Source organism: Bacillus sp. FJAT-45350 (assembly GCF_002335805.1).
Taxonomy (GTDB): Bacteria; Bacillota; Bacilli; order Bacillales; family NISU01; genus FJAT-45350.
Genome location: NZ_NISU01000001.1, coordinates 752,740 through 778,094 on the forward strand (window position 1 = coordinate 752,740; position 25,355 = coordinate 778,094).

The 25,355-nt window shown below is 35.0% G+C and carries 28 protein-coding genes and 2 riboswitches; of the genes, 23 read left to right on the plus strand and 5 right to left on the minus strand.

Annotated features, from left to right (window positions below; genetic code table 11):
• Positions 1-44: 44 nt before the first annotated feature.
• The 9 genes from CD003_RS21675 (at position 45) to CD003_RS03835 (ending at position 9,282) form a co-directional block, all read left to right on the plus strand.
• Positions 45-221, plus strand: coding sequence for a hypothetical protein (locus CD003_RS21675; protein ID WP_179295414.1), 177 nt, complete (start codon positions 45-47; stop codon positions 219-221).
• Positions 222-321: 100 nt separating this feature from the next.
• Entirely contained in the window at positions 322-1,416 is a 1,095-nt protein-coding gene (locus CD003_RS03800; RefSeq protein ID WP_096199558.1) for an AI-2E family transporter, read from the plus strand.
• Positions 1,417-1,538: 122 nt separating this feature from the next.
• Positions 1,539-2,978 carry a phospholipase D-like domain-containing protein gene (locus tag CD003_RS03805; RefSeq protein WP_096199559.1) on the plus strand — a complete coding sequence of 480 codons (1,440 nt, stop codon included), beginning with the start codon at positions 1,539-1,541 and terminating at the stop codon, positions 2,976-2,978.
• A gap of 248 nt (positions 2,979-3,226) precedes the next feature.
• Positions 3,227-3,670 carry a DUF5392 family protein gene (locus CD003_RS03810; protein ID WP_096199560.1) on the plus strand — a complete coding sequence of 148 codons (444 nt, stop codon included), beginning with the start codon at positions 3,227-3,229 and terminating at the stop codon, positions 3,668-3,670.
• A gap of 362 nt (positions 3,671-4,032) precedes the next feature.
• A complete protein-coding gene (locus CD003_RS03815) occupies positions 4,033-4,824 on the plus strand; it encodes a 6-carboxyhexanoate--CoA ligase (protein ID WP_096202237.1) in 792 nt (263 codons plus the stop codon).
• Positions 4,802-6,169: an adenosylmethionine--8-amino-7-oxononanoate transaminase gene (bioA, locus tag CD003_RS03820; RefSeq protein WP_096199561.1), complete on the plus strand. Its 1,368-nt coding sequence runs from the start codon at positions 4,802-4,804 to the stop codon at positions 6,167-6,169. The genes CD003_RS03815 and bioA overlap by 23 nt, the downstream gene beginning before the upstream one ends.
• Positions 6,162-7,331: an 8-amino-7-oxononanoate synthase gene (gene bioF / locus CD003_RS03825; protein ID WP_096199562.1), complete on the plus strand. Its 1,170-nt coding sequence runs from the start codon at positions 6,162-6,164 to the stop codon at positions 7,329-7,331. Before bioA ends, bioF begins: the two co-directional genes overlap by 8 nt.
• A complete protein-coding gene (gene bioD, locus CD003_RS03830; RefSeq protein WP_096199563.1) occupies positions 7,328-8,011 on the plus strand; it encodes a dethiobiotin synthase in 684 nt (227 codons plus the stop codon). The genes bioF and bioD overlap by 4 nt, the downstream gene beginning before the upstream one ends.
• A gap of 83 nt (positions 8,012-8,094) precedes the next feature.
• Positions 8,095-9,282 (plus strand): cytochrome P450, encoded by a 1,188-nt coding sequence (locus CD003_RS03835; RefSeq protein WP_096199564.1) that lies wholly within the window; start codon positions 8,095-8,097, stop codon positions 9,280-9,282.
• Between the two features lie 29 nt (positions 9,283-9,311).
• On the opposite strand, the gene CD003_RS03840 is transcribed toward CD003_RS03835, so the two are convergent.
• The 3 genes from CD003_RS03840 to rpsN are packed head-to-tail and all read right to left on the minus strand — an operon-like array spanning position 9,312 to position 10,380.
• Complete coding sequence (locus CD003_RS03840; RefSeq protein WP_096199565.1) at positions 9,312-9,803, minus strand: GTP-binding protein; 492 nt, start codon at positions 9,801-9,803, stop codon at positions 9,312-9,314.
• Positions 9,796-10,083 carry a hypothetical protein gene (locus CD003_RS03845; protein ID WP_096199566.1) on the minus strand — a complete coding sequence of 96 codons (288 nt, stop codon included), beginning with the start codon at positions 10,081-10,083 and terminating at the stop codon, positions 9,796-9,798. Before CD003_RS03845 ends, CD003_RS03840 begins: the two co-directional genes overlap by 8 nt.
• A gap of 27 nt (positions 10,084-10,110) precedes the next feature.
• Positions 10,111-10,380 carry a 30S ribosomal protein S14 gene (gene rpsN, locus CD003_RS03850; RefSeq protein ID WP_096199567.1) on the minus strand — a complete coding sequence of 90 codons (270 nt, stop codon included), beginning with the start codon at positions 10,378-10,380 and terminating at the stop codon, positions 10,111-10,113.
• Between the two features lie 380 nt (positions 10,381-10,760).
• On the opposite strand from rpsN, the gene CD003_RS03855 reads away from it, so the two are divergent.
• The 3 genes from CD003_RS03855 to CD003_RS03865 all read left to right on the plus strand — a co-directional run bounded on the left by CD003_RS03855 (position 10,761) and on the right by CD003_RS03865 (position 13,238).
• Positions 10,761-11,537 (plus strand): alpha/beta fold hydrolase, encoded by a 777-nt coding sequence (locus CD003_RS03855; RefSeq protein WP_179295415.1) that lies wholly within the window; start codon positions 10,761-10,763, stop codon positions 11,535-11,537.
• A gap of 343 nt (positions 11,538-11,880) precedes the next feature.
• Positions 11,881-12,786, plus strand: coding sequence for a ParA family protein (locus CD003_RS03860; RefSeq protein ID WP_096199569.1), 906 nt, complete (start codon positions 11,881-11,883; stop codon positions 12,784-12,786).
• 8 nt (positions 12,787-12,794) lie between these two features.
• Positions 12,795-13,238 carry a hypothetical protein gene (locus CD003_RS03865; protein WP_096199570.1) on the plus strand — a complete coding sequence of 148 codons (444 nt, stop codon included), beginning with the start codon at positions 12,795-12,797 and terminating at the stop codon, positions 13,236-13,238.
• Positions 13,239-13,525: 287 nt separating this feature from the next.
• Here CD003_RS03865 and CD003_RS03870 read toward each other — a convergent pair whose 3' ends face one another.
• The gene (locus CD003_RS03870; RefSeq protein ID WP_096199571.1) at positions 13,526-14,143 is read right to left on the minus strand and encodes a trimeric intracellular cation channel family protein; all 618 of its coding nucleotides are present in this window, start codon (positions 14,141-14,143) and stop codon (positions 13,526-13,528) included.
• 67 nt (positions 14,144-14,210) lie between these two features.
• Positions 14,211-14,293: riboswitch (glycine riboswitch) on the minus strand.
• 1 nt (position 14,294) lies between these two features.
• A riboswitch (glycine riboswitch) is annotated at positions 14,295-14,406 on the minus strand.
• Between the two features lie 207 nt (positions 14,407-14,613).
• On the opposite strand from CD003_RS03870, the gene CD003_RS03875 reads away from it, so the two are divergent.
• From CD003_RS03875 to CD003_RS21680, 9 genes are all read left to right on the plus strand, one after another.
• On the plus strand, positions 14,614-16,440 hold the full coding sequence (locus CD003_RS03875) for a helix-turn-helix domain-containing protein (protein WP_179295416.1): 1,827 nt from the start codon (positions 14,614-14,616) through the stop codon (positions 16,438-16,440).
• Between the two features lie 203 nt (positions 16,441-16,643).
• Entirely contained in the window at positions 16,644-17,834 is a 1,191-nt protein-coding gene (locus tag CD003_RS03880) for an amidohydrolase (protein WP_096199573.1), read from the plus strand.
• A gap of 93 nt (positions 17,835-17,927) precedes the next feature.
• On the plus strand, positions 17,928-18,623 hold the full coding sequence (locus CD003_RS03885; protein ID WP_096199574.1) for a DUF5058 family protein: 696 nt from the start codon (positions 17,928-17,930) through the stop codon (positions 18,621-18,623).
• A 42-nt stretch (positions 18,624-18,665) separates the two neighbouring features.
• Positions 18,666-19,397 carry a small-conductance mechanosensitive channel gene (locus CD003_RS03890; RefSeq protein WP_218838243.1) on the plus strand — a complete coding sequence of 244 codons (732 nt, stop codon included), beginning with the start codon at positions 18,666-18,668 and terminating at the stop codon, positions 19,395-19,397.
• A 254-nt stretch (positions 19,398-19,651) separates the two neighbouring features.
• Positions 19,652-20,956, plus strand: a complete 1,305-nt coding sequence (locus CD003_RS03895; RefSeq protein WP_096199575.1) for a DEAD/DEAH box helicase — start codon at positions 19,652-19,654, stop codon at positions 20,954-20,956.
• Positions 20,957-20,971: 15 nt separating this feature from the next.
• Positions 20,972-21,469 carry a DUF1456 family protein gene (locus CD003_RS03900; protein WP_096199576.1) on the plus strand — a complete coding sequence of 166 codons (498 nt, stop codon included), beginning with the start codon at positions 20,972-20,974 and terminating at the stop codon, positions 21,467-21,469.
• A gap of 229 nt (positions 21,470-21,698) precedes the next feature.
• Positions 21,699-22,157: a helix-hairpin-helix domain-containing protein gene (locus CD003_RS03905; protein ID WP_096199577.1), complete on the plus strand. Its 459-nt coding sequence runs from the start codon at positions 21,699-21,701 to the stop codon at positions 22,155-22,157.
• 46 nt (positions 22,158-22,203) lie between these two features.
• Positions 22,204-22,584 (plus strand): VOC family protein, encoded by a 381-nt coding sequence (locus tag CD003_RS03910; protein WP_096199578.1) that lies wholly within the window; start codon positions 22,204-22,206, stop codon positions 22,582-22,584.
• Positions 22,585-22,681: 97 nt separating this feature from the next.
• On the plus strand, positions 22,682-22,825 hold the full coding sequence (locus CD003_RS21680; RefSeq protein ID WP_179295417.1) for a hypothetical protein: 144 nt from the start codon (positions 22,682-22,684) through the stop codon (positions 22,823-22,825).
• 226 nt (positions 22,826-23,051) lie between these two features.
• Here the strand turns inward: CD003_RS21680 and CD003_RS03915 are convergent, their stop codons facing one another.
• Positions 23,052-23,792 (minus strand): NADPH-dependent F420 reductase, encoded by a 741-nt coding sequence (locus CD003_RS03915; protein WP_096199579.1) that lies wholly within the window; start codon positions 23,790-23,792, stop codon positions 23,052-23,054.
• Positions 23,793-24,017: 225 nt separating this feature from the next.
• On the opposite strand from CD003_RS03915, the gene CD003_RS03920 reads away from it, so the two are divergent.
• Positions 24,018-24,377, plus strand: coding sequence for a winged helix-turn-helix transcriptional regulator (locus CD003_RS03920; protein WP_096199580.1), 360 nt, complete (start codon positions 24,018-24,020; stop codon positions 24,375-24,377).
• 484 nt (positions 24,378-24,861) lie between these two features.
• A complete protein-coding gene (locus CD003_RS03925; RefSeq protein WP_096199581.1) occupies positions 24,862-25,287 on the plus strand; it encodes a MarR family winged helix-turn-helix transcriptional regulator in 426 nt (141 codons plus the stop codon).
• Positions 25,288-25,355: the final 68 nt, after the last annotated feature.

Genomic DNA, 25,355 nt, shown 5'->3' on the forward strand with positions numbered 1-25,355 from the left:
TATAATATAAAGGAAAAGAACACACAAATGATGAGGTGAAGCGCATGTTTAAAAAAATCGTGTTGTTAAAAAATATCAATAAAGATTCAGATGAGCAGCCTACCTTTAACGAAAATAAATCAATGAAACAAATTGTTGCAGAGCTACAACAACAAGGTATTAATGCAGAATTGTGTAAGCGAGTATCGTTCAATCGTGATGATCTCAGGTTGAACCTCTAGAGGTTATAAATTCCCCTACTTTGGATATTTCAAAGCATTCATGAAACAATAAATACGTAGTTCTAGAATGATCACGGAGTGTTCGGATAAGGAGGGCTAGATGGAAAATAAATTTATTAAATTTTGTATATCAATCATTATTTTATTTTTAATTATATACTTAGCATCACTTATCGATTGGGTATTTACTCCTCTTTTGGTGCTTGTACAGACACTGTTCGTACCAGTAATTATAGCTGGAGTACTTTTTTACATATTTAGACCAGTTGTCCGCTATTTAAGTACGAAAATGCCAAAAACATTAGCGATTTTACTGTTATATATAGGTTTTGCAGGATTTATTACAGGTTTACTTTTTCTAATTGTTCCAGAACTTCAAAAGCAATTTAATAGCTTAGTCAACAACATACCAATGATTTTTAATGAAATTCAACATTTGCTTATTCGCCTTCAGCAACATGATTTAGTTCAGAGGTTTGAATTAACGGAATTATTGCATTGGGAAGAACAAGTTGATCAGGCAGGTGCCTTTATTAATAGTGTGATAAGAGATATTTCTGCGAATGTTGTAGACTACATAGGTGCAGTTTTTAATGCTTTAATCCTTTTATTTGTTGTTCCTTTTATTCTTTTTTATTTATTAAAGGATGGAGAGAAATTTTCAAACAGTATTGTACGCTTTGTTCAAAAGGATAAACAGGGTGAAGTACGATTAATTTTACATGATATGGATATGATGTTGAGCTATTATATAAAAGGAATATTGATTGTCTGTTCTTTTATTGGGCTCATTTGTTATATTGCCTTTACAATAATTGGATTAGATTATGCTCTTATACTGGCTCTAATTGCAATGGTTACGAATGTAATTCCATATGTTGGTCCTTGGATTGGCACTGTACCAGCCGTAATTGTCGGCTTTCTTCACTCACCATTCATGGCATTGATTGTGATTGTGGTTGTCTTCTTCATACAACAAATTGAAAGTTACTTACTGCACCCTCAAGTGATGGGGAAAAAGATGTCAATGCATCCGGTTACAGTATTAATCTTAGTACTAGTTGCTGGTAGATTTATTGGAATTGTAGGAATGTTACTTGCTGTGCCAACCTATGCAGTTGGAAAGGTAATTGTGACCCATAGTTATCGGTTATGGAAAGTGAGAAGAAAAGAAGATAAAGCTCACGCTACTTAGACTAGTAGTCAAGGCATATACATGTTATAAAAGCTGTGAAAAGATGAAGAACACTGAAAATGGCTACTGAAAAAATGGAAATCATACGTTTTCAGTAGCCTAGAAAAGAGGTGGCTGTTACTTTGAAGACAGGGACAAAATCATTCCTCTTCATCACATCTGGGATATTTGGACTTTATCTGTTATATGCCTTTATTTTCGGTGTTGTTCTTTTTAACTTTCATCAACCTAAAATGAGTATAGTTGACCATAACGGGGAAATGGATTATAAAGAATCTCAATCTGATGATAGAGTTGTCTTAGTTGAAGATAGAATAGATGCTGGCCTAGCTCGTATTAATCTGATTGAAAATGCCGAGTCTACTCTTGATATAGCTTACTATACTTTACATGGAGGAAAATCAAGGGATATTTTATTTGCCAGTATAGTTGAGGCTGCTGATAGAGGAGTTCAAGTTCGAATAATGCTTGATGGACTATTTCATAATATACGGGGAAAAGATAAAGATAGTTTGTTGGCTTTTACTTATCATCCAAATGTTGAGGTGAAGTTATATGAGCCATTGGATCTCCTGCAACCGTGGACGTGGAATAATCGACTTCATGATAAGTTGATGATTGTTGATAATACATTAGCCATGATTGGCGGACGAAATATTGGTGATAACTATTTTGCTCCAGAAAAGTATCATGGGGCAACGAATGATCGGGACGTAATGATAATTAATATGGAGCAAGAAAAGAGCGTGGATAGTGTAATAAACGAAATAAGTCATTACTTTCACTATGTTTGGGAACATGAATTCTCACAAATGCCGATTGAGGTGCTCTCGACTAGAAGAGAGGCGCTTGCTCAAGAAAAACTAACTGAGTTAAGAGAGCTAGTAGCTTTATTTCACGAAAGCGATAGTGAATTATTTAATCATGAGATAGATTGGATTGCTCAGTCATTCCCAACAAATCAAATTACCTTTGTTCATAATCCAATTGAACGTCTTAATAAGGAGCCTATAGTATGGCGAGAGATAACTAGATTAATAGAAGAGGCGGAAAAATCAATACTGATTCAAAGCCCGTACATCATTCCAACTAACCAAATGCGGCACTATCTTAATAATGGAAAGATAACGGTAAATCAAATTAGTATGCTTACAAACTCTCTTGCTGCCTCTCCCAATGTCATCGCTTTTTCTGGTTACCGTCAACATCGAGAGTCGATTGCGGCTAATGTTAACTTATATGAATATCAAAATCCTCTAGAATCATTACATGCTAAAACGTTTGTGTTTGATAGTAAAATTAGTGTAATAGGCTCGTTTAATCTTGATTCTAGGAGTACGTTTTTAAGTACAGAATCAGTAGTGATAATTGATAGTGAAGAATTTGCAACATTAGTAGAAAGCAAGATAGAACAAATAATAGACAATGATAGCCTGCAAGTTACAGGTGAAGGTACTTATCGCACAAACCCATCTGTAGAGGAAGGAACAGTCTCTCTGTTGAAATTAAGTGTAACAAGAAGTCTATCCCTTGTTACGCGCTTTTTTCAATATATGTTATAGTAAAATAAATAATAATGGTTTGACAAAAAGTTCTATTTTTCGGTAGTCAGGATGGAACTTTTTTGATTTAAGATTGTCCGCTCAAGAAAAGTGAAGAAGTCTTTGTTTTAATTCATATTCAGTTCACATTTCCCACTTATAATATAGATAGTACTTGTCAATGATAATGAACGATTCCATCTATCAATATATCTTAATAGCAAAATTAATACAGTTAAATATCATTATAAATAGGAGGATGATAAAAAATGATGCCTATTAAGCTCGATGGTTTGTCCACTTATATTAGAAAAGAAATTGAAAAAATACAGTCAACGATTGCTCCATTAATGAAGAAAAGTATGCTACTAACCTTTGTTTCTATCTCTATGCTTTCAGTCGCGATTGTGAACTTGTTTATCCTAATATTCGGTTCGGTTAACAGTCAAACTGTCATGATTGTAGCTTTTTCTTTATTAGGTGCGATTGGTATGGCATTATACAAAGAAACGGTTCATCAAAACAAAGAAATTCAGAAAAAAAGTATTGAATATATAAAAGAAAGAATAAAGGGTAGCAAATCGGTCCCAGAAGAAACGAAGGACCAATACATCGAAAAGGTAACTAGAGAGCCAATGATAGCATTACAAACGTTTTGTGAATTTCTAAGTAAAGAAGAACGAATCAAGAGAATGGAAGATTTTAGTGCGTGATTTTTCAATTATAGTTAGAGAAGCCCAGGATTATTCTGGGCTTCTTTGAGTTTATTAACTATCTATTTGAACTAATTTTCCAATTTGTAACGAAATAAAAACTCTGGGGTTAACATAAGGTATTGATGAATTACTTTTATACATAGTTAACTATCGTCTTATTTTATTTTATATGTAAACCAAAAATAAAAACAAGTTGACATATAGGGTATTAAAATGTAAAATTTTCTAAAAATAGGGTTAACAGTATCATGGGGGTATGGATGCTAAATATGAATAGTGCTCAATATAAAAATATAACATTACTACTTAATTCTAGTGACTTTATAGTCTCAAGAGAGTACAGGAAAAGGCTGATTCGCATGGAGAATAAACTCTTTAGTATTAGAATGAGAGCTGCTAAAGGAGGTTCTCACGAAAATGGTGGCAAGCATATTTCTGGTGGAGAAGTACTAGCAAACTATGAAAATATAAAAAAAGCAGTTAACACCCTGATGGACAAGGCTCTAATGCATTCGAGAGGGAATCCAGATTTTATGCTGATTCAATTTGAAGAAGTACAAAGGCCAGTCCGTACCTTACGACCTTTACCTATTCAAACAAATAACGTGTCGACTACTCAAGAAGGACATCTGTTAGCAAAGCGTCTACTTAAGGAATGTGGTGTGTCGGGTTCAACAATTGAAAGGGCTTACGAATTGATTGCGAAGCCAGAAAATATCGGAATGAGAGGGGCAATGTTATTAACTACTAGTACAGGTGAACGAGTAGACAACAGAGGAGAAAAGGGAGTACGTGTTTCTAGAATGGATTGGGAGCATAGCAATTTTAAAAAATGGGCTATGAGACAAGAACTGTCGAGTAATTTAAGGGTAAAGGAAGCAATTACGCTAGCAACAAAAGTTGCGAACCACCCGGGTATCATTGCAGAGCTATGTTGGTCAGACGACCCTGATTATATTACAGGTTATGTTGCGAGTGAAAAAATTGGCTATCATCGAATTTCAAAACTGAAAGAATATGGTGATGAAAGAGGGTTTCGTATTTTTTTTGTTAAAGAAGCTAGGAACATAGAAAACTATATTGATTATCTTGAAAAAGATCCTATATTACTATTTTGGGAGGAAGAAGATGACAAACGATTTAATTACTAAAAGCAAAAAGCATTTATGGTTACCTTTTACGCAAATGAAAGATTATGATCAAGACCCACTAATTATTGAGAGCGGTGAGGGAATTAAGGTAAAAGATATTAATGGGAAGGAATACTATGATGGTTTTTCTTCTGTTTGGCTTAATGTCCACGGCCATAGAAAGAAAGAGCTAGATCAGGCTATTATCGATCAATTAAATAAAATCGCTCATTCTACTTTATTAGGAATGACGAATGTACCGGCAACGGAATTAGCAGAGAAATTAGTGGAATTAACTCCTGAAAATCTTACACGTGTTTTTTATTCAGATAGTGGTGCTGAAGCAGTAGAGATTGCATTAAAGATGGCATTTCAGTATTGGAAAAACATAGGAAGGCCGGAAAAGCAAAAATTTGTTTCAATGAAAGATGGTTACCATGGCGATACGGTTGGTGCGGTAAGTGTGGGTGCAATCGATCTCTTTCATCATGTCTATGGTCCTTTAATGTTTGAAAGCTTCAAGTCGCCTATTCCTTCTGTCTATCGCTCAGAAACTGGCGATCCAGAACAATGTCGTGATGAATGCTTACAAAATCTTGAAGAACTGCTGAAGGAGCGTCATGAGGAAATTGCGGCTCTAACGATAGAATCAATGGTTCAAGGAGCAGCTGGGATGATTGTCATGCCAAAGGGATTTCTATCAGGTGTAAGGGAACTTTGTACAAAGTATGATGTGTTAATGATTGTAGATGAGGTTGCTACTGGATTTGGTCGTACTGGTAAAATGTTTGCTTGCGAACATGAAAATGTTCAACCTGATTTAATGGCTGCTGGTAAAGGAATAACTGGAGGATACCTTCCGATTGCAGTAACATTTACGACAGAAAAAATTTATCAAGCGTTCTACGATGACTATGAAACGTTAAAAACATTTTTTCATGGCCACTCATATACAGGTAATCAATTAGGCTGTGCTGTTGCTATTGAAAATTTAAGACTCTTTGAAACTGAACGAATTGTTGAAAACGTTCAAAATAAATCAGAACAATTAAAACAAATTCTATCTACTTTACATTCGTTACCACATGTTGGTGATATAAGACAGTTAGGATTTATGTGTGGTATTGAACTTGTGCAAAACAAATCTACTAAAGAGCCGTTTCCATTTGAAACTAGAATCGGTTATAAAGTCTCTTTAAAGATGAGAGAACTAGGTATGCTAACAAGGCCTTTAGGTAATGTTGTTGTGTTTATGCCACCGCTAGTAAGTACTAAGACGGAGCTAGAGGCTATGGTGAACATCATGAAAGAGGCAATAGAAATCGTATGCCAAGAGGAAGTTACGGTGGTTGGACAAGATGTTTGATTCTTGGCTGTCAGATAGAGTCACTAAAATAAAAGAAAATAATCTGTACCGAGAGTTAAATGTCATGAATAGTGGATCTAAACCGATGGTTGAAATGAATGGTGAGGAAAAGCTTATTTTTTCATCAAATAATTATTTAGGACTAGCTTGTGATAAGCGCCTAACAAATGCTGCTGATACAGTTGGGAAAACATTTGGTATAGGAAGTAGCGGTTCTAGATTAACAACTGGAAACACTTTATGGCATGAAAAGCTTGAACGAAGGATTGCTAGATTTAAACAAACAGAAGCTTCCTTACTGTTCTCTAGTGGCTATCTTGCAAACGTTGGTGTATTGTCATCCTTACCTGAAAAGGGTGATGTTATCTTAAGTGATGAGTTGAACCACGCGAGTATTATTGATGGTTGTCGTCTTTCAAAGGCAAAAACTATTATATACAAACACGACCGTATGTACGATCTTGAACAGAAACTAATAGAAACACAACACTGTACTAGACGTTTTATCGTTACTGATGGTGTGTTCAGTATGGATGGAAACATTGCACAGTTAGATGCTATTACAGCTTTAGCAAAGAAATACCAAGCCTTTGTTATTGTTGATGATGCACATGGTACAGGTGTACTTGGTGAAAATGGACGAGGGGTATGTGAGTATTTTGGAGTTAAACCAGACGTAATGATTGGAACTTTAAGCAAAGCAGTTGGAACAGAAGGTGGGTTTGTAGCCGGCTCTAGAATACTAATAGATTTTCTGATTAATCATGCTCGAACATTCATTTTTCAAACAGCAATTCCACCTAGTGTTTGTGCAGCTTCCTATGAAGCAATAAATATAATTGAAGAAAATAAACAGAAGAGAGAATCATTAATGGTGAAAGTAAATCTAATTCGAACAAGATTACAAGCCTTAGGTTATAACGTAAAAGGTGATGAGACACCAATTATTCCTGTAATCATAGGAGATGCAAAAAAGGCTATATGGTTTGCTGACAAGCTACAAGAACATAACGTATTTGCGCCTGCCATTCGTCCGCCAACAGTAAAGGATGGAGAATCACGTATTCGTTTAACTGTTACCGCAGAGCATTCTTATGATGATATTGATACTTTAATTCAAGCCTTTGAAATAATTCGTAGTGAACAAGAGGTGATTATATGAGGGGAGTCTTTATAACTGGTACGGATACAGATGTTGGTAAAACGGTTATCTCCAGTGGAATTGCAGGCGTGTTACGGGATGAAGGTGTAGATGTTGGTGTGTTTAAACCAATGTTAAGTGGAATTAAACGTGACGATCCGGACAGTGATACATACTGGTTGAAAGCGATGTCGGAAACCTCACTGAGACTTGAGGAAATCACCCCATTTCAATTCGAACAACCTTTGGCTCCAGGAATGGCACAGGAGCTAGAAGGCAAGAACATTACACTTGGTGATATTTTAAGGAAGTGGGATAACATTCGAAATAGACATGACTTTTTTATTGTTGAAGGAGCTGGTGGGATATCAGTTCCTCTAGGTAAGGACTTTTTAGTCAGTGATTTAATCAAAGCGTTAAACCTTCCAGTACTAATTGTAGCTCGACCAAACCTTGGAACGATTAATCATACTTTTTTAACTGTAGAGTATGCAAAAAAGCTTGGCCTAACAATTAAGGGAATTATCATAAATGGAACTAGTGTTAAAAAAGATCTTGCTGAAAAGCTTAGTCCTAAGGTAATAGAAAAGATGTGTTCTGTTCCCATTATAGGTATAACTCCAAAAATAGATGAACTTTCAAAAGTAACTGTAAAGAAACTTATAAGAGACCATCTTACTTTAGAAGTATTACATAAGTAGTTGAGAATTATGCTCTCAAAGAGTAGAAACAAAAAAATTGAAGAATTGTATTTTTACACATCTTCTTGAGAGGGGCTTAACCAATGAGTCAAAAGACAAAGCTGAGACCATCGGATTTTGTTCAGGATCCATATACCTTTTATAGTGAAATCCGCTCAATAAACAGGATATATAAGGGCAACCTCTTGCGTTATCCTGGTTGGTATGTAACTGGATATGATGAAGCAAGCTTAATTTTAAAAGATGTTCGTTTTCAAAATCGCGTTCCTCTTCCAGAGACAACCAAAAAGTACGAAAGACTAAAAAGTGTACAGGACAAGATGATGCTTTATAAAAACCCTCCAGACCACAATAGATTACGTGAATTTGTAAGGGAAAGCTTTACTCCTAAAGCGATGGAACAATTAGCCTATCAGGTTGACAATATAGCGTACAATTTATTTCAAGATGTGAAGAATCAAAAGAGGATGAATATCATTGCTGATTTTGCTTTCCCGTTAGCAAGTCTTGTTATAGCTAACATGTTAGGTGTGCCGGAAAAAGATAAGGAATTTTTTCGTAAGTGGGCATTGCTTTTAATTCAAACAATTGATTTTACTCGTTCTTCTAAATCTCTTGAAATAGGTAACGATACAATTGGTGAAATGGTCACTTATTTTAACGAATTGATTGAGAAGAAGAAACTAAATCCACAAGATGATTTAATTACTTTATTAACAGAGGAAAAAGATGGCGAGAAATTAACGAACGATGAAATACTTTCAACATGCATACTACTTGTGATTGCAGGCCATGAAACAACTGTAAATCTAGTTAGTAATTCCGTATACTGTTTATTAACAAATCCTAATCAATATCAAAAATTAAAAGAAAATCCTATATTATTAGATACTGCTATTGAGGAATTTTTACGTTATGAGAGTCCTACTCAAATGATAGCTCGGATTGCTTCGGAAGATGTGACAATCAATCAAATTGAAATAAAAAAAGGTGAGCAGGTGTATGTGCTACTAGGTGCAGCAAACCGAGATCCGAAAAAGTTCGATAATCCAAACACTCTAGATATTACAAGGACCCTTAACCCTCACCTCTCGTTTGGTTCCGGTATTCATTTTTGTCTAGGGTCTACACTTGCAAAAATGGAAGCTCAAGCAGCAATACGAACTATTATTGAAAACACTAAGAATATCAAATTTGAATCTAATGAAGTCGAATGGAGAGAGCTTATGAGTTTCAGAGCGCTACAAGAGCTTCCGATTATATTTGAGTAATTTAAATCATTCTCAGGTACGAAAATCACTTAAATAGTAAGTCCCGAATAATGAATATTACTTATTATTCGGGTAAATAACACATTTGATACCCAAGATGACGTTTGAATTGTATCAACTGAAATTGAGTTACCTACTTGTGAGACAGCATAAAGTTCTTGCTTAGAAGGGTTATAGCATTTTGCTTTCATACGAAACACTTCGTTAGGAAACTCACTGAAAAATTGTTCCAGTTTAGAAAAATTAATTGGAAGATAGCTTTTATAAACATAAGTATCAATTCCATACTGTCCGATTACTTTAAGCTGATTTCTAGATGCAAATAATTCAACCTGATAAGCATAGAGGGAAGAGATTGTATTAATGTCAAAGGGGTCTTTATTTTCAGTATTTTTCTCAAGAAAATCCTCGAATGTTACTATTAACGCTCTTGGTTGTAGAATTCTAACAAATGAAAAAATTTCACCTAAACGTTCAGGAGAGATCGTTTCAGTATTACATATAAGAATTGTGTCAGCCATTTCTAACTGATTTATTAGTGTTTCTCCTATTTAAAGCTTCTCTTTCTAGTGTTGTGATCAGATTGGTTTCTGTATTTATCTCTTTATCATGAACGGCTTCTCCAATTATTCCACTAAGTTGAAACGAGTCCTCTACATTTTTAATAAGTTCAATATTTGTTTGTCTGTATAGAACCTTTGTTATTTTATTTTTTTTGATTTCTTGAATTTTTTTAACCAAATTACATTTGTCCTTTAATGAGAAGCCTGTGATAACTGTTAGAGGTTTTTGTTTTTTCAATCTTCACACATCCTTAACTAATAAATCTTACCAACTTGATTTCTTAACACCTGGAATTTGTCCTTTATGTGCAAATTCTCTAAATGCAATTCTAGAAAGTTTAAATTTACGCAGTACACCACGAGGTCTTCCAGTGTGCTTGCATCTCCTTGTTAATCGTGTAGGGGACGAGTCCCTTGGAAGTTTACTCAGACCGATATAGTCTCCTTTTTCTTTTAACTCTCTTCTTCTTTCAGCATAACGGGCAACAAGTTGTTGTCGTTTTAATTCTTTTGCAACCTTTGATTTTTTTGCCACTATTAATACACCTTCCTTTTCTTAATGAAAATCAAAATCATTACGATTTATATAATAGATTAAAAAATATAGGAAGTAAAGTATTGTGAAATTTACGCTTAATTAGGTTGGAGGAAGTTTGTAGTATAACTGATTATTTACGGGTCCTATTAAATGATGAAAAATATGCTTGGTTTCAAGATAGGGTGAAAAAGCAAATACTCAAAATGTTTGTTAGAAAAATTCATATTCACGCTAATTGATTATTTACAGGAGTACTGAATAGATATATCATCAAAATGATACAAACGTACATACATACTATGGGTTTATATGTTATACAAGAATATTGTGTTCGTCTTAGTAAAAAAAGTCGATTGCAGTTTATGGAGGTAAAGAGAATGGAAATGCACTATCGAACGTGGGGAGATCCACAAAAAACACCTGTTATACTTCTTCATGCCCTTGCTTGTCACAGTGGCTGGTGGAAGTGGGTAGCACCTCATCTTGAAAAAGAGTACTATCTAATTGCCCCTGATTTAAGAGGCCATGGTCAGAGCCCACATGCGGAAAGCTATAGCTTTGATGATTATGCAGAGGACATCGAAGAGCTTGCTAGAAAGTTTGCCCGTCCTTATGCTATCGTAGGTCATTCGATGGGTGGCTATGTTGGTCTTAAAGTGGCTAGTCGTGGGGTCCAGACACCTGCTGCTTTACTAATAGCCGATATGAAAATTGACTCTCCAGAAGAGGAGTTGGCTGGATTACGTAAAGCTTCTCAAAAGAGTGGACGTACATATGAGTCTATGCAAGACGCTGTTGGCAATTATAAGTTACTACCACCTCAGCACGTTGCCCCGTTGGAGCGAGTGGAGGAAGTAGCTAAAGAGTGCTATAAGGAATTGGAAGATGGACACTGGGGAGAGCGTTTTGATCGACGAGCTCTTGCAATTGAAAATGTTGAGTCAGTGTTGGTAGCCCAAAAGGTTACTTGTCCTGCTTGGGTTGTTAGAGGAAAGGGAAGCTTAGTGATGCCTGAAACAGGGGCCAAGGAGATCGCTCGAGTCACCGATGGACCATTACACGAGATGGAAGAGGCTTACCATCACCTTCCATTGGAAGTGCCAGAAGAGTTTGCTACCGAAATCCGAAACTTCTTGGTCGAGAACAAGCTTTAAGTCTCGATTACGTTGATATTTATACAGTGAGCTTGCATGATGTAACATTGTTATATTTTAGGTGCGTATAGAAAACGTAATGTCTATGTAAGAATTTAATCTAATTATAATTAATAACCCTAGAGGCTATATGCGAGGGGACTAAAAAAGTGAATACCACACTTTTTTAGTCCCTTTTCTATATGCCCTTAGGGTTATTTTCAAGTTGAAGTATCTACTTATCATATCTTTAAGACCTAAATCACCTTTAATGGGCATAACAACTCCCTCTAATGATAAAAAATGTAATAAATATCCTATTACTTAATACATTACAATAAATTAGCATCTAAGGGGGAACTGTATGTTAAGGTCGAGAAAAATTTTTGTTGGAAACTATAAAGGTGGGGTAGGTAAAACGACAAGTATATTTCAAATAGCGTTACATTTAGCAGAATTAGGGGAAAAGGTATTGCTAATCGATTTAGATCCTCAATGTTCTTTAAGTGAGATTTGTTTAGCGAAACAAGAAATGAATTTAGAGGATTTGGCACCAAATGAAAGTTTGAATTATGTTTATGATATGTGGCTACAAGTTAAGAGATTTCGTAGCTTGCCGTTCTATGTAGATCTTGAGCCTTTAGTGAAGCAATTAGAAGATAATGTGCATTTTATTCCATCAAATACGTTCTATAACAATGGTGGTCTAGATGATTTAGCTTTAAACCTTAGGGGTGACCTTGAAGATCTTTTACCTCTGCAACAATTTTTTCAGACAAGTAGGATCGAAGAGGAGTACGATTATATTCTTTTCGATTGTCCACCAAGTAATAATATGATTACCCAAGGTGCATTTTTACTCTCAGATTACTATATTATACCATCAATTATTCAAACATTGAGTATCCGTGGTGTTGTTCACTATATAACTACAGTAGATAAGATATACCAACGTTTTTGTGAGGAAAATCAGTATAGCTTTATTGCGAAATCGTTATTTGGTGAAAAGCCAAAGCTACTAGGAATTTTTGAAACTTTGAAAAAGGGAACTGTAAAAAATGACGACGTAATCAATGATTTAGAAAGTGACCTGCAAAAGGCGAATATTCAAACACTTATGTTTTGTGAAGATGAAGAAAAATTTATTTTTGATACGATAATTAATAATTATGAAGATATAGCACGCTCTACAGCAGAGGGAAAAAAGTGCGAAATATATGAGAATTTAACAGACGAAATTATTAACTGTATTGAGAATTCAATGGAGTGATCTAGTTTATGAATCAAGAAATTGTTGACTATTTAAATCGCCTAAAAAACATTTATCAAACTATAAATAAACCATCGCTTTCAAAAGATATAAAAAGGATAGAGAAGTTAATCGATTCATTAGATGCAAGTAAAGAAAAGAGTGTAAAAAACTTTCAAAAACCTACATTCAAAGAAAACTATGAATCATTAATTAATAAGAAATATGTTGATATGACAGGGGTAAAACTTGATTATAAAAACTTTAATAGTGTTGAGGCGGTGATTGAATTTATAAAAGACGTTTCACAATCGAAGTTACTTAGAGAAACAACAGCAGTGGACTTAAAGCTGCTTTATTGTATATTAACGAATAGTTCCACCGAAATGAAAGGAACGAAAAATGAAATTTACGAAGCAATTAAGCGTAACGTACGAGCAAGAAAGCGCGGAGAAGCGTTTAAAAAATTATGATTAAAAATCTGGTGCTTCTGAAAATCGTTCACACTAAAGATAGGACATCAGGCTCGGTACCGTTATTAAACTAAACTCAAGTTCGACAACAAAATACTACACTACAACCATCTACCTGAGTGTAATAAACACTCAGGTTTTTGTCTATCCAATACACTATTTTGAAACTTCGTAGTATTTTTAATCAATTTCATTTTTGTTAAACAAAAGTAGTTCATCTCGTTTTATTAATAAATCATTACGAGCACCTAAAAAGTATTATTAGTCTCTTCAATGCGAGGTTATGTTTACGCGTTTTGTTCCAGTCCTTTAGTAACGTTCCTAGAAGGCAATGCCCACTCAAATTTAAGTGAGATTAAACGTAAAGTAACGATAATGACAAAAAGCGTATACAGTTGATACGGGTGCTCTGCCCATCCTATACCGATGATGAAACCCGCTATCAAAGCCCAAAAAAGATAAATCTCTTGACGAAAAACAGTTGGTTTTCTTTGAGCTAGAACATCACGGACAATTCCTCCACCGGCACCAGTGATCGCAGCTGAAAACATAATTGCAATAAGTGGTAGATCGATAGAATGTGCATGCATTGCCCCTTGAATTGCAAATGCTGATAAGCCCATAGCATCAAATAGACTCCATTTTTCTAGGTACTGAACAGTTTGACTAGGCATAAAAAAGATTATCGTTATTGTAATAATGGCAATTGTAATAAGAGCTGTTTGTTGCCATAAATCTGTAATAGGTAGACCAATCATTAAATTTCGAATGGCGCCACCACCGAAAGCGGTAATTAGACCCAACGTATAAACCCCTACCATATCGTACTTCGCTTGCATCGCTATAATAGCTCCACTCATCGCAAAAGCAATAGTACCAATCACATTTAACACATCCCAAACCATAAAAAAACCCCCTAGTTTTTAAAGAAAAATAAAAAAGGACAGAGAAAAGGTATCAAACAAATACCTTTTCTCTGTCCTTTTTACCTGAGAGTTTAACCTAAACATGTAGAAGGTTTACCCCGTTGGTGGCGTTTTGCACTCTCCAGAGAAGCGTCCTACTGAGGTCTTTTTTACCTGAGAGATTCATCTCTTGGTTGATTTAGAGATTTGCCCCTTCGGTGACGTAGTTTATCAATCGATACGTTCTCTCCCACAGCAGTCTTTCGCAACTATCCAATTTATAGTTTATACAGTAGTGGAAGAGGGTTTGTTTTGTCAATAAAAAAATATTGTCACTGAACAATGCCAGCCATTCTATGTAGAAGAAATATCTTTCCACTACCTTATTTGAATAAAATAAACTAATATTGTGATAACATACATAATTATTAATCTTTTACATGGATTTCAACATTAAAGGTGGAAATGAAATGACGAATGTACATCGAGAAACGTTGGTAGAAAGACTTAGAAAAAAGAATAAAGAGATAGATTTATTAATGGCAGGGATCCGTGATATTACTTCATCACTAGATAAAGACTATGTTTTGACACAAATTATTAAGAATGCACTTATGGTCATTCCAAATGGTGAGACAGGCTTTTTAACGTTGTATGATTCTTCCTTAGAGCGATTGGTTCCTAGTACAGCAGTTGGTTTTAGTGAAACGATACAACATTTTAGGACAAAGATAGGAGAAGGGATAACTGGTAAAGTATTTGAGGATGGAAAGGCAAGAATTTACGATACAACTTCAAAGATTTATCAAGACATGAATAACCTCTCGAAAGAAAATTTTGAAATATTACACAATTCATTAAACAACCATTTGAAAATAAAGACGGCAATCGGGGTTCCGGTTTCGGTCAATCAAGAACGAATCGGTGTGCTGATCCTTCATCAATTTAGTAATGAATGTAAATTAAGTTTAGATGACGTGAAACTACTGCAAGGTTTTGCTGATCAAGTAGCAATTGCAATCCAGAATGCAGGGTTGTACTCTGAATTAAAGACAAGATTGCACGAAATAACACAGCTCAGTAAACAACTAAGGGAAAAAAATGAATTTCTACAAAAAAGAAATAAAATTCATGAGATGTTAACCGAGTTTTCACTTCAGAATCAAGGAGTAGAAAAAATAATCAATGAAATATCTCGAATGATAAAAAGTGATGTTTATTTTATTAGTTATCTAGAAAATGAGTTTTACCCTATGAAAATAAGGAAAAAGCCTCCCTTGAGTATAGATGAAGTAATGTTACTTTCGACGGATAATAGGAATCCTAAATATATAGATGTTTTAGAAGAAAAAGTGATTCAAGGTTACTATTTCTATCCTGTAGTAAACGGCTCGATCTTTTTAGGTTGCTTCATTGTTTCTAGCAATTCTCCTGTATCTGAGCTCGAAAAAATCACGATTGAACAAGGGGCATCAGTATTAGCGTTAGAACTCATTAGAAAGAGAACGCTAACAGAAATACAATTTAAGAAAACAAGAGAATTTTTTAATGAAGTTCTTGAAAATAAAGATGAAGACTATTTACAACAGAAAGGCAGTGAATTTGGATTAAATTTATCGGAGTATTTATTTTGCGTAATTTTTCAAACCTCTCAGCAGGAAGATATACAAAAACTTGATGTAAAGATGCATCGATTAATTTCGATTGTAAAAAAAATCATGTCTAACGTAGATTTTATTATTTACGCAATAGATAATCGTGTTATCTTGCTTGCAACGATTAGTAATCCAGACGCCCATAAAATCATTAAAAATAAGCTAGATATGTTTATAAAAGATTGGATAATGGTTGAGGACTCACCTTACCGTATTGGTATAGGGAATACTTATAAGGGGATCAGTAATAGTAAGAAAAGCTATACTGAAGCAGAAAAGGCTTTGAGCTATTTACTAAATCAAAAACGAACAGGGGTTATGTTCTATAAGGATATGGGTTTAAACCGATTATTTGTTAACCAAGACTATGGTGAAATTAGTGTATTTATACAAGAGGTATTTGAACCATTACAAACTGCAGTAGCCAAAAGAAATGACCTAGAAAAGACGTTAATTACGTATATTTCAACTAATAAATCGGTTAATGCGACTGCTGAAATACTTCATATTCACTCGAATACCCTTTATCAGCGCTTAAGAAAGGTGGAAAAATTACTGAATATCGATTTTTCTAATCCGGAAGATACGTTAAAAGTCCAATTAGTTTGCCACATGGTAGAAACCTATACTAAATCTAATTAATGCATCAAATAAATAAGATATAGCGTAATAAAAAGCAGGTGGATACTTTCATCTGCTTTTTAATGCTGTATAACGAATTATAAAGTGTGGAAATCAACAGTAATTTGATAAAAACGATGGTTAGTTACACATAGTAAAAATATTCTGATAGTTTATACTAATTAGTATACAAAGTTAATTCTGAAAAAAAGGGAGAGATACTAGTGGTTGAACATTTACTTTCTAAATTTAAAGAGTTGTACCCAGAATTAGTAGCTATTCGTAGAGATTTACACATGTATCCGGAAATCGGGTTCAAGGAAGAAAATACCCCTAGAAAAATTTCTGATTATTTACGTAAGATAGGGATTGAAGTTCAAACGGGTGTTGGAGGAAATGGAGTAGTCGGAAGAATTCGTGGTGGTAAGCCAGGAAAAGTGGTAGCGCTACGAGCGGATTTTGACGCACTCCCAATTCAAGATGAGAAAGAAGTCGAGTACCGTTCTAAAATTCCAGGTGCTATGCATGCATGCGGTCATGATTTGCATACGGCGGTGTTACTAGGTGTAGCAAAAGTCCTTTTTGAGGCAAGAGATGAGCTTGAAGGTGATGTCGTTTTAATTCATCAATTTGCAGAAGAGATTATACCTGGTGGGGCGAAGGCGATGATTGAAGATGGTTGTCTAGAGGATGTCGATGTCATTTACGGTGCGCATGTAATGTCTCATGAACCATTCGGAAAAGTAGGTATAAGTGAAGGGTATTTGATGGCAGCTGGGGATACATTTGAAATAGAAATCTTCGGTAAAGGTGGACATGGAGGGATGCCTCACACAACAGTAGATCCACTGCTTGCTGGATGCCAGCTTGTAATGAGTTTACAGCAGATTGTATCTAGGCGTATTGACCCGAACGAAGCGGCTGTTGTATCTGTTTGTTCATTTAATTCTGGAGAAGCGTCAAATGTCATTTCTGACTCTGCAAAAATTACGGGAACAGTTCGAACGTTTGACGAAAACGTTAGAGACCAAATTGAAGAGACAATTGGAACACTAGTGAATACAACTTGCCAAGGTGTAGGTGCAACATCATCTTATACTTATAGTAGAGGATATCCATCTTTAAAAAACGATCCGGAAGAAACGAGAAGAATTGAACGATTGGCGAAAAATATTGTTGATGAGAACCAAGTGGTACACATTCCAAAGATAACAGGAATGGAAGACTTTGCATATTACTTAAAAGAAGTACCTGGAACGTTCGTGTTTGTAGGTGGTGGAAATCCTGAGATAAATGCAATATATCCTCATCATCATCCAAAGTTTGACGTGGACGAACGAGCTATCATTACGATAGGACAGTTATTTATATCAGCAGTGTTTGATTATTTAAATGGTAGTAGTATTGAAGAATAAGTACAAACAAATGACCTTAGCAGGTTATTAAATTTTAATCAATAATGGTAACGGTTACATTTTATGAAACATATTAAAAGTGAGGTGGGATAAATGGATTATTTAGAAATTGCGAATAGTCCGTACATGTGGTTAGCTGCTGCAAGTGCAGTAACTGTTGTATTTGTACAAGCATTTGTATTCGTGAAAAAATCACTAGTGGCTGGTAAAGAAATAGGTTTAACAAACGTTCAAATGAAAAGTGCAATGAAAAGCAGTATGATTTCATCCATTGGTCCATCGATTGTTATTTTATTCGGATTAATCTCATTATTAGTTGCTATTGGGGCACCGATGGCTTGGATGAGGTTATCTTTTATCGGTTCACTTCCGTTTGAATTAATGGCAGCAGGTTTCGGTACGGAAGCGATGGGAGTTAGCTTAGGATCGGAGAATATGACAGCTACTGTATTTGCCAATGCTGTTTGGACAATGGTATTAGGGTCGTTAGGATGGATTATCTTCACAGGCTTATTTACAAATAAGTTGGAAAACATGCAAACGTTCCTCTCAGCTGGAAAAAAGGAGCTCGTTCCTATCATTTCTATATCAGCTATGATTGGAGCATTCGCTTATTTTAGTGCAGACCGTGTATTGAATTTTGATAAAGGGACGATTGCTTTATTTATTGGAGCAGGTATGATGATTGTTCTAATGTGGATTGCTGAAAAGAAAAACAAACAATGGTTAAAAGAATGGGGACTCACATTTGCTATGTTTGCAGGTGCAGTAATTGCATTTTTAATCTAGTTTGAGATTCTACTATAATTCATAAGTAATGGAGGGAATAAGATGAGTAATGCTAAGATGGAAATACCAGTGGAATCTGAGAAAAAAACGTTTTCCTATAAAGATGATTATATCCCTTTTATCGTCAAATGGGGGAGAATTACATGCTTTCTAGGACTGATACTTTCATTTACACCTTTATTTGTTTTAACGTTTGTATACGGCCTGACTCCTGATGCATCAAGTATACTTGCCGGTTTCATTGCGATAGCGGGTGTGGCAGCTGTTCTTTGGATTATTGAACCTATATCTTATTATCCAATCTTAGGGATACCGGGAACGTACATGTCTTTTCTTTCAGGTAATATTTCGAATCTTCGCTTACCGTGTGCGACAGCAGCACAAAAAGCTGCTAATGTTCAGCCAGGTACTGATAAAGGGTCAATTATCTCTACCCTAGGAATTGCAGTTTCCATCATTGTTAACGTTTTGATTTTGACAATTGGAGTTTTTGTAGGTGCATCATTACTTGCGGGGCTACCAGATGGCGTGCGAGAGATGTTTAATTATATACTCCCTGCATTATTCGGTGCGATATTTGGACAATTTGCGATTGCTCAGCCAAAAATAGGTGTGTTTGCTATTATTGTAGCGATTATAATGGCTTGGTTGTTGAGAAATGGTTACTTAGCATTCTTACCAGGGCACCCATCGTATGCTGTAATTATTTGTTCCATATTCGGTACGATTATGTTTGGTAGATATCTTTATAATAAAGGATTATTAGGGAAATAAGGGTTTGAGTTAAATAGAATAGGTGATTTAAGGACAGAGGAAGCTAGTGAAGTGCTAGATTTCTTTGTCTTTTTTTGATAGAGAGGCGGAATACCCCCATCTAACCACGTTTAAATGTGGGTGACTTGAGTCCTTCAAATAAACAAACACTTCATAATTCAAATAACTCTGTATAATACTAATCATTATGCTATAGTTAATAAGCCTTTAAACAAATTATGGCGATAATTTAAAAAGAAAAGAAGTGATCATCATTGCTTGATTTTTTACAACTTGGTATTCGACAAGAAATAAACCATACATTAAAATCATTAGGACTTATAAACCCTACTCCAATACAGGAAAGGACAATACCCACTGTACTTGAGGGGAAGGATGTTATTGCACAAGCACAAACGGGAACAGGAAAAACGTTAGCTTTTGTTCTACCGATACTTGAGAAGATTGATGTTAACAATTCGGGTGTTCAAGCGCTAATTTTAACCCCTACACGTGAATTAGCTCAGCAAGTTTCAAAAGAAATAAAGAAAATGATTGAGAATTTAGAAGGCGTTAAGGTGTTAGCTGTATACGGTGGTCAGGATGTTGAACGTCAATTGAAAAAATTAAAAGGCGGCCAACATATTGTTGTAGCAACGCCTGGACGATTATTAGACCATATTCGTCGTGAAACAATTGATCTCTCAACTGTTCAGATGTTTGTTCTTGATGAAGCGGACCAAATGTTACATATGGGTTTTCTACCTGAAGTAGAGAACATTATTTATGAAACACTTTCTACCCGACAAACGATGCTGTTTTCTGCGACTATGCCAAGCGAAATTACATCTCTTGCAAAAAAATATATGGTACATCCAGAGATAATCGAAGTAAAGACGAAAAAAGAAGTAACTGTTAAAGAGATAAAACAAGTTGTGATTGAAACAACAGATCGTAGAAAAATGCAAACGTTATTACATTTAATAGAAGAACAGCGTCCGTTTCTAGGAATTATTTTCTGTCGTACAAAAGCGCGTGTGACAAAGCTACATGAAAATCTGCTAGCCAACGGGTATGAAGCAGACGAGCTTCACGGTGATTTACCACAATCCAAACGTCAAAAGGCGATGAAACGATTTCGTGAAGCAAAATCTCAGTTTTTAGTTGCTACAGATGTTGCAGCAAGAGGTCTTGATGTCGAAGGTGTGACACATGTATACAACTATGATATACCACAGGATGTAGAAAGTTACGTTCATCGGATTGGACGTACAGGGCGAGCTGGTGGAGATGGTGTTGCCTATACTTTAGTTGCTGCTAAGGATGTAGAGTTCTTACGATTGATTGAAAAAGGGATTAATCAGAATATAGAAAAACAAGTGATTCGAGGGGTTAGTATTCCTGATCGAGAGGATTATGAGTTAGAAAGAAATAAGGAAATTAAGAAAGCTAAACGTCTAGATGGCGCTAGCAAAGAAAAAAGAAGAGGTGCAGATTCTTCTTCCAAAAGAAAAACAAATAATCGTCCGGCAATAAGTAAATCAGGTTCTTCATCTAGTGGTAGAAGAAATCCTCGATAAATAGGAGGTTTATACGTGACTAATAATGATCTATTAATTAGATTAAGATATGCGTTAGATATAAAAGATATAGACATGGTAGAGATATTTAAACTTGGTGGCGTTGATGTGACTAAAGAACAAGTCCAAAATATGCTATCAAAAACAGAAGACGAGTACGATGATGAAATTGAAGATGAAAATAGTGTAACCTGCAATAATACAATGTTTGAGTGCTTTTTAAATGGTTTTATTACGTTTAAAAGAGGAAGGCAGGATTCAAATTCTGGACAACCTATAAGACCAGAGCTTTCTAAAGAAAGTCCTAATAATCTTCTTTTAAAGAAATTGAAAATAGCATTAACATTAACGAGTGAGGATATAATTGATATCTTAGATGTGGCTGGGGTTACTGTATCAAAAGGAGAAATAGGAGCCCTTCTAAGGAAAAAGGGACACGCGAAGTATAAAGAATGTGGTGACAAATACGCTAGAAATTTCTTAAAGGGATTAACTCTAAAATATAGGACGTAATGTAAGGGCCAAATCTTTTGGCTCTTTTTTTTTACAACTACTGCACAATAGACGATTACTGTGCAGCAAGTAATTACCCAACTGCACATAGGTAAGAATAGTTAGATAATTATTTTATACGTGATTTGTTATCTTCTGGTATTATTTATACGTGGATATTGATTGCTTGGTGAAGTTATTCACTTAAACTAACGAATCAGTAATCTTTAATAATAAAGGAGGGAAGTTTTTGGGTTCGAATACTAAACTGCCACTAACACATGAGGAAAAATCAAAACTTAGAAAAGCTAATGTCAAAATAAGTGAATTACATACTTTTAATGCAGAAGAAATAGCTCAACTGCTAAACATTCCACTTGGAAAAGCTAATGTTTTAAAGGGGCTGGCTGAATTTCAAACTGTTCCCTCCATTGGTTATAAATTAGCTGAAAAGTTGGTTTTTAAGTTGTGTCTTTTTTCATTATCGGAAATTAAGGATAAGAATGCTGCTCAACTTTTTGACCAATTAGAAAGAGAATTAGGTGTATGGACTGACGGTTGTGTTGAAGACCAAATTCGTTGTGTGATTAACTATGCAAACAACCCTAAAAGCAATAAACAATGGTTTGATTTTACAGAAGAAAGAAAGGTATACAGAGAAATGAATGGTTTCCCTCAAAATAGACCTATAAATGCTTGGTATGAGTGAATTGTGATTGAAAATTATTAATACAAAATCAATGGGAGGTTTTTGAATGGAACTTACACATACTCGTTTACTTGTTGATAACTATAAAAAATGTTTTCTTTTTTATAGAGATGTATTGGGATTTGAATTATCATGGGGAAATGAAAATTCCAATTATGCTGACTTTAAATTCAACGGGTGTACTTTAGGGATATTTGAACGAAAACAAATGGTTGAAGCAATAGGTGCTGAATACTCAACTAAGATTGATAAAGGAGATAAGACAGCCTTAATTTTTAAAGTAAATAGTGTCGAAGATAAATATCAAGAATTAAAAGGTAAAGTAAATTTTATAACTAAGCCTACCGAGCAAAAGGAATGGGGGATTAAAGTGGCTCATTTTAGAGACCCTGCAGGTTCACTAATAGAAATTTATGAAAATATCTAATCTAAATTAGCTAAACGAAATCAGCTTTCTTATTGCATTAACGGGAGCGATTGTTCTAGAAGAACAGTCGCTCTTTCAGAAAAAAGGAGTTGTCCACATGGCAGAACCTGATGGTGGTGTGTCGGAAGAGTTTAGGAAGAAAGTAGAAGAGCTTTGTGATAGGCTTGGACCAAAAAATAAAGAAACCAACGCGTTGTGGCAGCTAGTTAGTAAAATATGCAAGGACGATGTAAAGGATTAACTAAGTTAGGTTTAAAGATCATAAAATATTATCTGTTGCGCAGTACAACGATAATGGTTACCAAATTATATTTTTTAACGGCGATCACTTTTGAAAAGATCGTATTTCGTATTTGACCAATACTGCGCAATAACAACTTCTGTTACACAAAATATTTAAATCGGACTGGAAGCACTTTTATATTGCTATACAAAAGGTGCACTCTAACTGAGTGCACCTTTTGTGTTTATGAATTATATATTTCTCTGTTTATTCTAACAATATCCTTATGTGAAAACTCCTTTTTTTCTGCCAAGAGCTCTTCAAACCTTTCCATTACCTTATCTCGTAGTAATGGTGCTTTTTCTTTGTTTGCCTCATTTAACGCTCTCGTTAGTTCATCTTTTGTTAGCTCTGTGCAGTAAGCAGGAGTTCCTGGTTGTTGTCTCCAAGAATCACTTAAAGAACCACTGTCTACTGCGTCGAAGCCTAGCTCGTTTACCACGCCCATGATTACTTGTTTTTGTGATAGATTATCACCGGCAACTGTCATGGCAATTCGTCCACTAGAATCTTCGGATGTTCCTTCATTTTCTAAAGTATAGGCTAATAAATTGTTAAAAGCTTTAATGATAGGTCTGTCTAATTGATTTGAAACCCAAATACTTTCAACCATCCCGTTCTCGATTTCTTCAATTTTGCCGTCTCTAAAAGGATAGTAATTTGAAGTATCTACAATGATCACTTCCTCCGCGACTTGATTGATAATGTTTCGAATGCTTGGTAGTGCTCTTGTAGGGAGTGATATGATAAGAACATCAATATTATTAATTGCATCCTCTACAGGCACAGCTGTTCCTGCAAGCTCTTTCCCTTCTAGACGTTCTATTCCTCGTGCATCTGCAATTTTTACAGCATGTCCACTTTTAACTAATTTGTTAGAAATAATTGACCCAATTGGTCCTGCACCTATAATTCCAAATTTCATTATTGTTCCTCCTTAAGAAATTGTATATAAAAGAAATATTTTGCTTAAAGTTATACAATCATATGATTATCAGACGGTAACCATATATTCACTACAAATAAAAAAGGTATTGAGTATTTATGTTACATATACTAGAATAAAATGATTTCTCTTCTAATTAAAGTAGGCAATTTAAATTGACGTAGTACATTTTTTTGTACTTAATAGTAGAAAGCAGGTGTTTAGGTGTCTAGGATATGTAAGGATGGATTTGATAAAGAGTGTATAAAGGAACAAAGAGAATTTTATGGTATTGCTTATACCCAAAATGTACTCTCCGGACGTTGGAAATATGTAATTCTTTGGTTTCTAAAGTCCACAGAGCGTCGTTATAGTGAAATTAAAACTTTTTTAGGGGATATATCACAAGGTTCTCTTACAAAGCAACTTCGAGAACTGGAAACAGATGGTTTAATTAATCGAAAAGTTTTTCCAGAAGTTCCTCCTCGTGTAGAGTATTCATTAACCTCAAAGGGGAAAGAACTCATTCCTATTATTGATTTGATGGAAGAGTTCGGGAAGAGGCATGGGGAGCAAGTAGACTAACCAAAGTGCCTTTAATCGGTTATTTACCATTTACCCCGGAATTCAAACCTAAATGGTGGATAAAGTTATAGTTGTAGGAGGAGAAAACGTTCTAGTGGAGTTTATGATAAAAGTCTATGAAGAAATATATATAAATTAACGGGCATGGATTTATAGATCCGAGCTCAGCAGGTTAAACACTTTAGGAGATTCGTGTAAGTGCAAAAAAATGTACTAGATCTATTTTTATTGCCCTCTTCACAAAGGTGTGAAATGATTTTATTCTAGTGCATGTAACAAATTTACTAAGTACAACAATTTAATAGGCAAGTCTGGATTCAACAATAGATGGACACTTGATCCTGAACAACTGTTTCATACAGAATTGTTTATTACTTTGTTTTGAATTGGCCGGATAATTTGTGGGGAGGTCATAAATTGACAACCGAATTTTCAACGTGAAATAGTTAGCTTGCTAAATGTTTTTAGTAGTGGAGGAACATCTATGAACAATAGTGTTGATTGCGATATTCGTCAGTCGTTAGATAAAATCTCATTTCAAATGCGTAGAGATTATAGTGAAAGTCTTAGAGAACTTAATCTCTATGTAGGTCAAGATAATTTACTCTTTCGTTTGTGGCAAGAAGAGGGGGTAACGCAAATGCAGCTATGTGAACACTTAAAATGTGAACCGCCTACGGTCACAAATATGGTTAAATCATTGGAGCAAAACGGTTTTATATACCGTAAACGTGACGAACAAGATGCGAGGATTATGCGAATCTTTCTAACGGACAAAGGCAAAGAATTAGAGAAACCGGTTGGGTTCAAATGGGAACAGCAGCAAGAAAAATTGCTCCATTCATTCTTACCGGAAGAACGTCTATTATTGAGGGATTTTATGAAGCGAATGGAGAGAAACTTGCTCTAAGTTTCCTCTGTGTTGATATTTAGCATGCTAAATAATTGTGTAGCAACCTAAATATATTAAATAGTACA

What these genes read in the sequence shown, in the direction of transcription:
- CD003_RS03815 (WP_096202237.1), top strand. Translation starts at nt 4,033, where the DNA reads ATGGAGAATAAACTCTTTAGTATTAGAATGAGAGCTGCTAAAGGAGGT.
- CD003_RS03870 (WP_096199571.1), bottom strand. Translation starts at nt 14,143, where the DNA reads ATGGTTTGGGATGTGTTAAATGTGATTGGTACTATTGCTTTTGCGATG.
- CD003_RS21680 (WP_179295417.1), top strand. Translation starts at nt 22,682, where the DNA reads ATGGCAGAACCTGATGGTGGTGTGTCGGAAGAGTTTAGGAAGAAAGTA.
- bioD (WP_096199563.1), top strand. Translation starts at nt 7,328, where the DNA reads ATGAGGGGAGTCTTTATAACTGGTACGGATACAGATGTTGGTAAAACG.
- CD003_RS03800 (WP_096199558.1), top strand. Translation starts at nt 322, where the DNA reads ATGGAAAATAAATTTATTAAATTTTGTATATCAATCATTATTTTATTT.
- CD003_RS03840 (WP_096199565.1), bottom strand. Translation starts at nt 9,803, where the DNA reads ATGGCTGACACAATTCTTATATGTAATACTGAAACGATCTCTCCTGAA.
- CD003_RS03890 (WP_218838243.1), top strand. Translation starts at nt 18,666, where the DNA reads ATGAGTAATGCTAAGATGGAAATACCAGTGGAATCTGAGAAAAAAACG.
- CD003_RS03855 (WP_179295415.1), top strand. Translation starts at nt 10,761, where the DNA reads ATGGAAATGCACTATCGAACGTGGGGAGATCCACAAAAAACACCTGTT.
- CD003_RS03865 (WP_096199570.1), top strand. Translation starts at nt 12,795, where the DNA reads ATGAATCAAGAAATTGTTGACTATTTAAATCGCCTAAAAAACATTTAT.
- CD003_RS03810 (WP_096199560.1), top strand. Translation starts at nt 3,227, where the DNA reads ATGATGCCTATTAAGCTCGATGGTTTGTCCACTTATATTAGAAAAGAA.
- CD003_RS21675 (WP_179295414.1), top strand. Translation starts at nt 45, where the DNA reads ATGTTTAAAAAAATCGTGTTGTTAAAAAATATCAATAAAGATTCAGAT.
- CD003_RS03915 (WP_096199579.1), bottom strand. Translation starts at nt 23,792, where the DNA reads ATGAAATTTGGAATTATAGGTGCAGGACCAATTGGGTCAATTATTTCT.
- bioF (WP_096199562.1), top strand. Translation starts at nt 6,162, where the DNA reads ATGTTTGATTCTTGGCTGTCAGATAGAGTCACTAAAATAAAAGAAAAT.
- CD003_RS03860 (WP_096199569.1), top strand. Translation starts at nt 11,881, where the DNA reads ATGTTAAGGTCGAGAAAAATTTTTGTTGGAAACTATAAAGGTGGGGTA.
- CD003_RS03885 (WP_096199574.1), top strand. Translation starts at nt 17,928, where the DNA reads ATGGATTATTTAGAAATTGCGAATAGTCCGTACATGTGGTTAGCTGCT.
- CD003_RS03835 (WP_096199564.1), top strand. Translation starts at nt 8,095, where the DNA reads ATGAGTCAAAAGACAAAGCTGAGACCATCGGATTTTGTTCAGGATCCA.
- CD003_RS03910 (WP_096199578.1), top strand. Translation starts at nt 22,204, where the DNA reads ATGGAACTTACACATACTCGTTTACTTGTTGATAACTATAAAAAATGT.
- CD003_RS03875 (WP_179295416.1), top strand. Translation starts at nt 14,614, where the DNA reads ATGACGAATGTACATCGAGAAACGTTGGTAGAAAGACTTAGAAAAAAG.
- CD003_RS03925 (WP_096199581.1), top strand. Translation starts at nt 24,862, where the DNA reads ATGAACAATAGTGTTGATTGCGATATTCGTCAGTCGTTAGATAAAATC.
- bioA (WP_096199561.1), top strand. Translation starts at nt 4,802, where the DNA reads ATGACAAACGATTTAATTACTAAAAGCAAAAAGCATTTATGGTTACCT.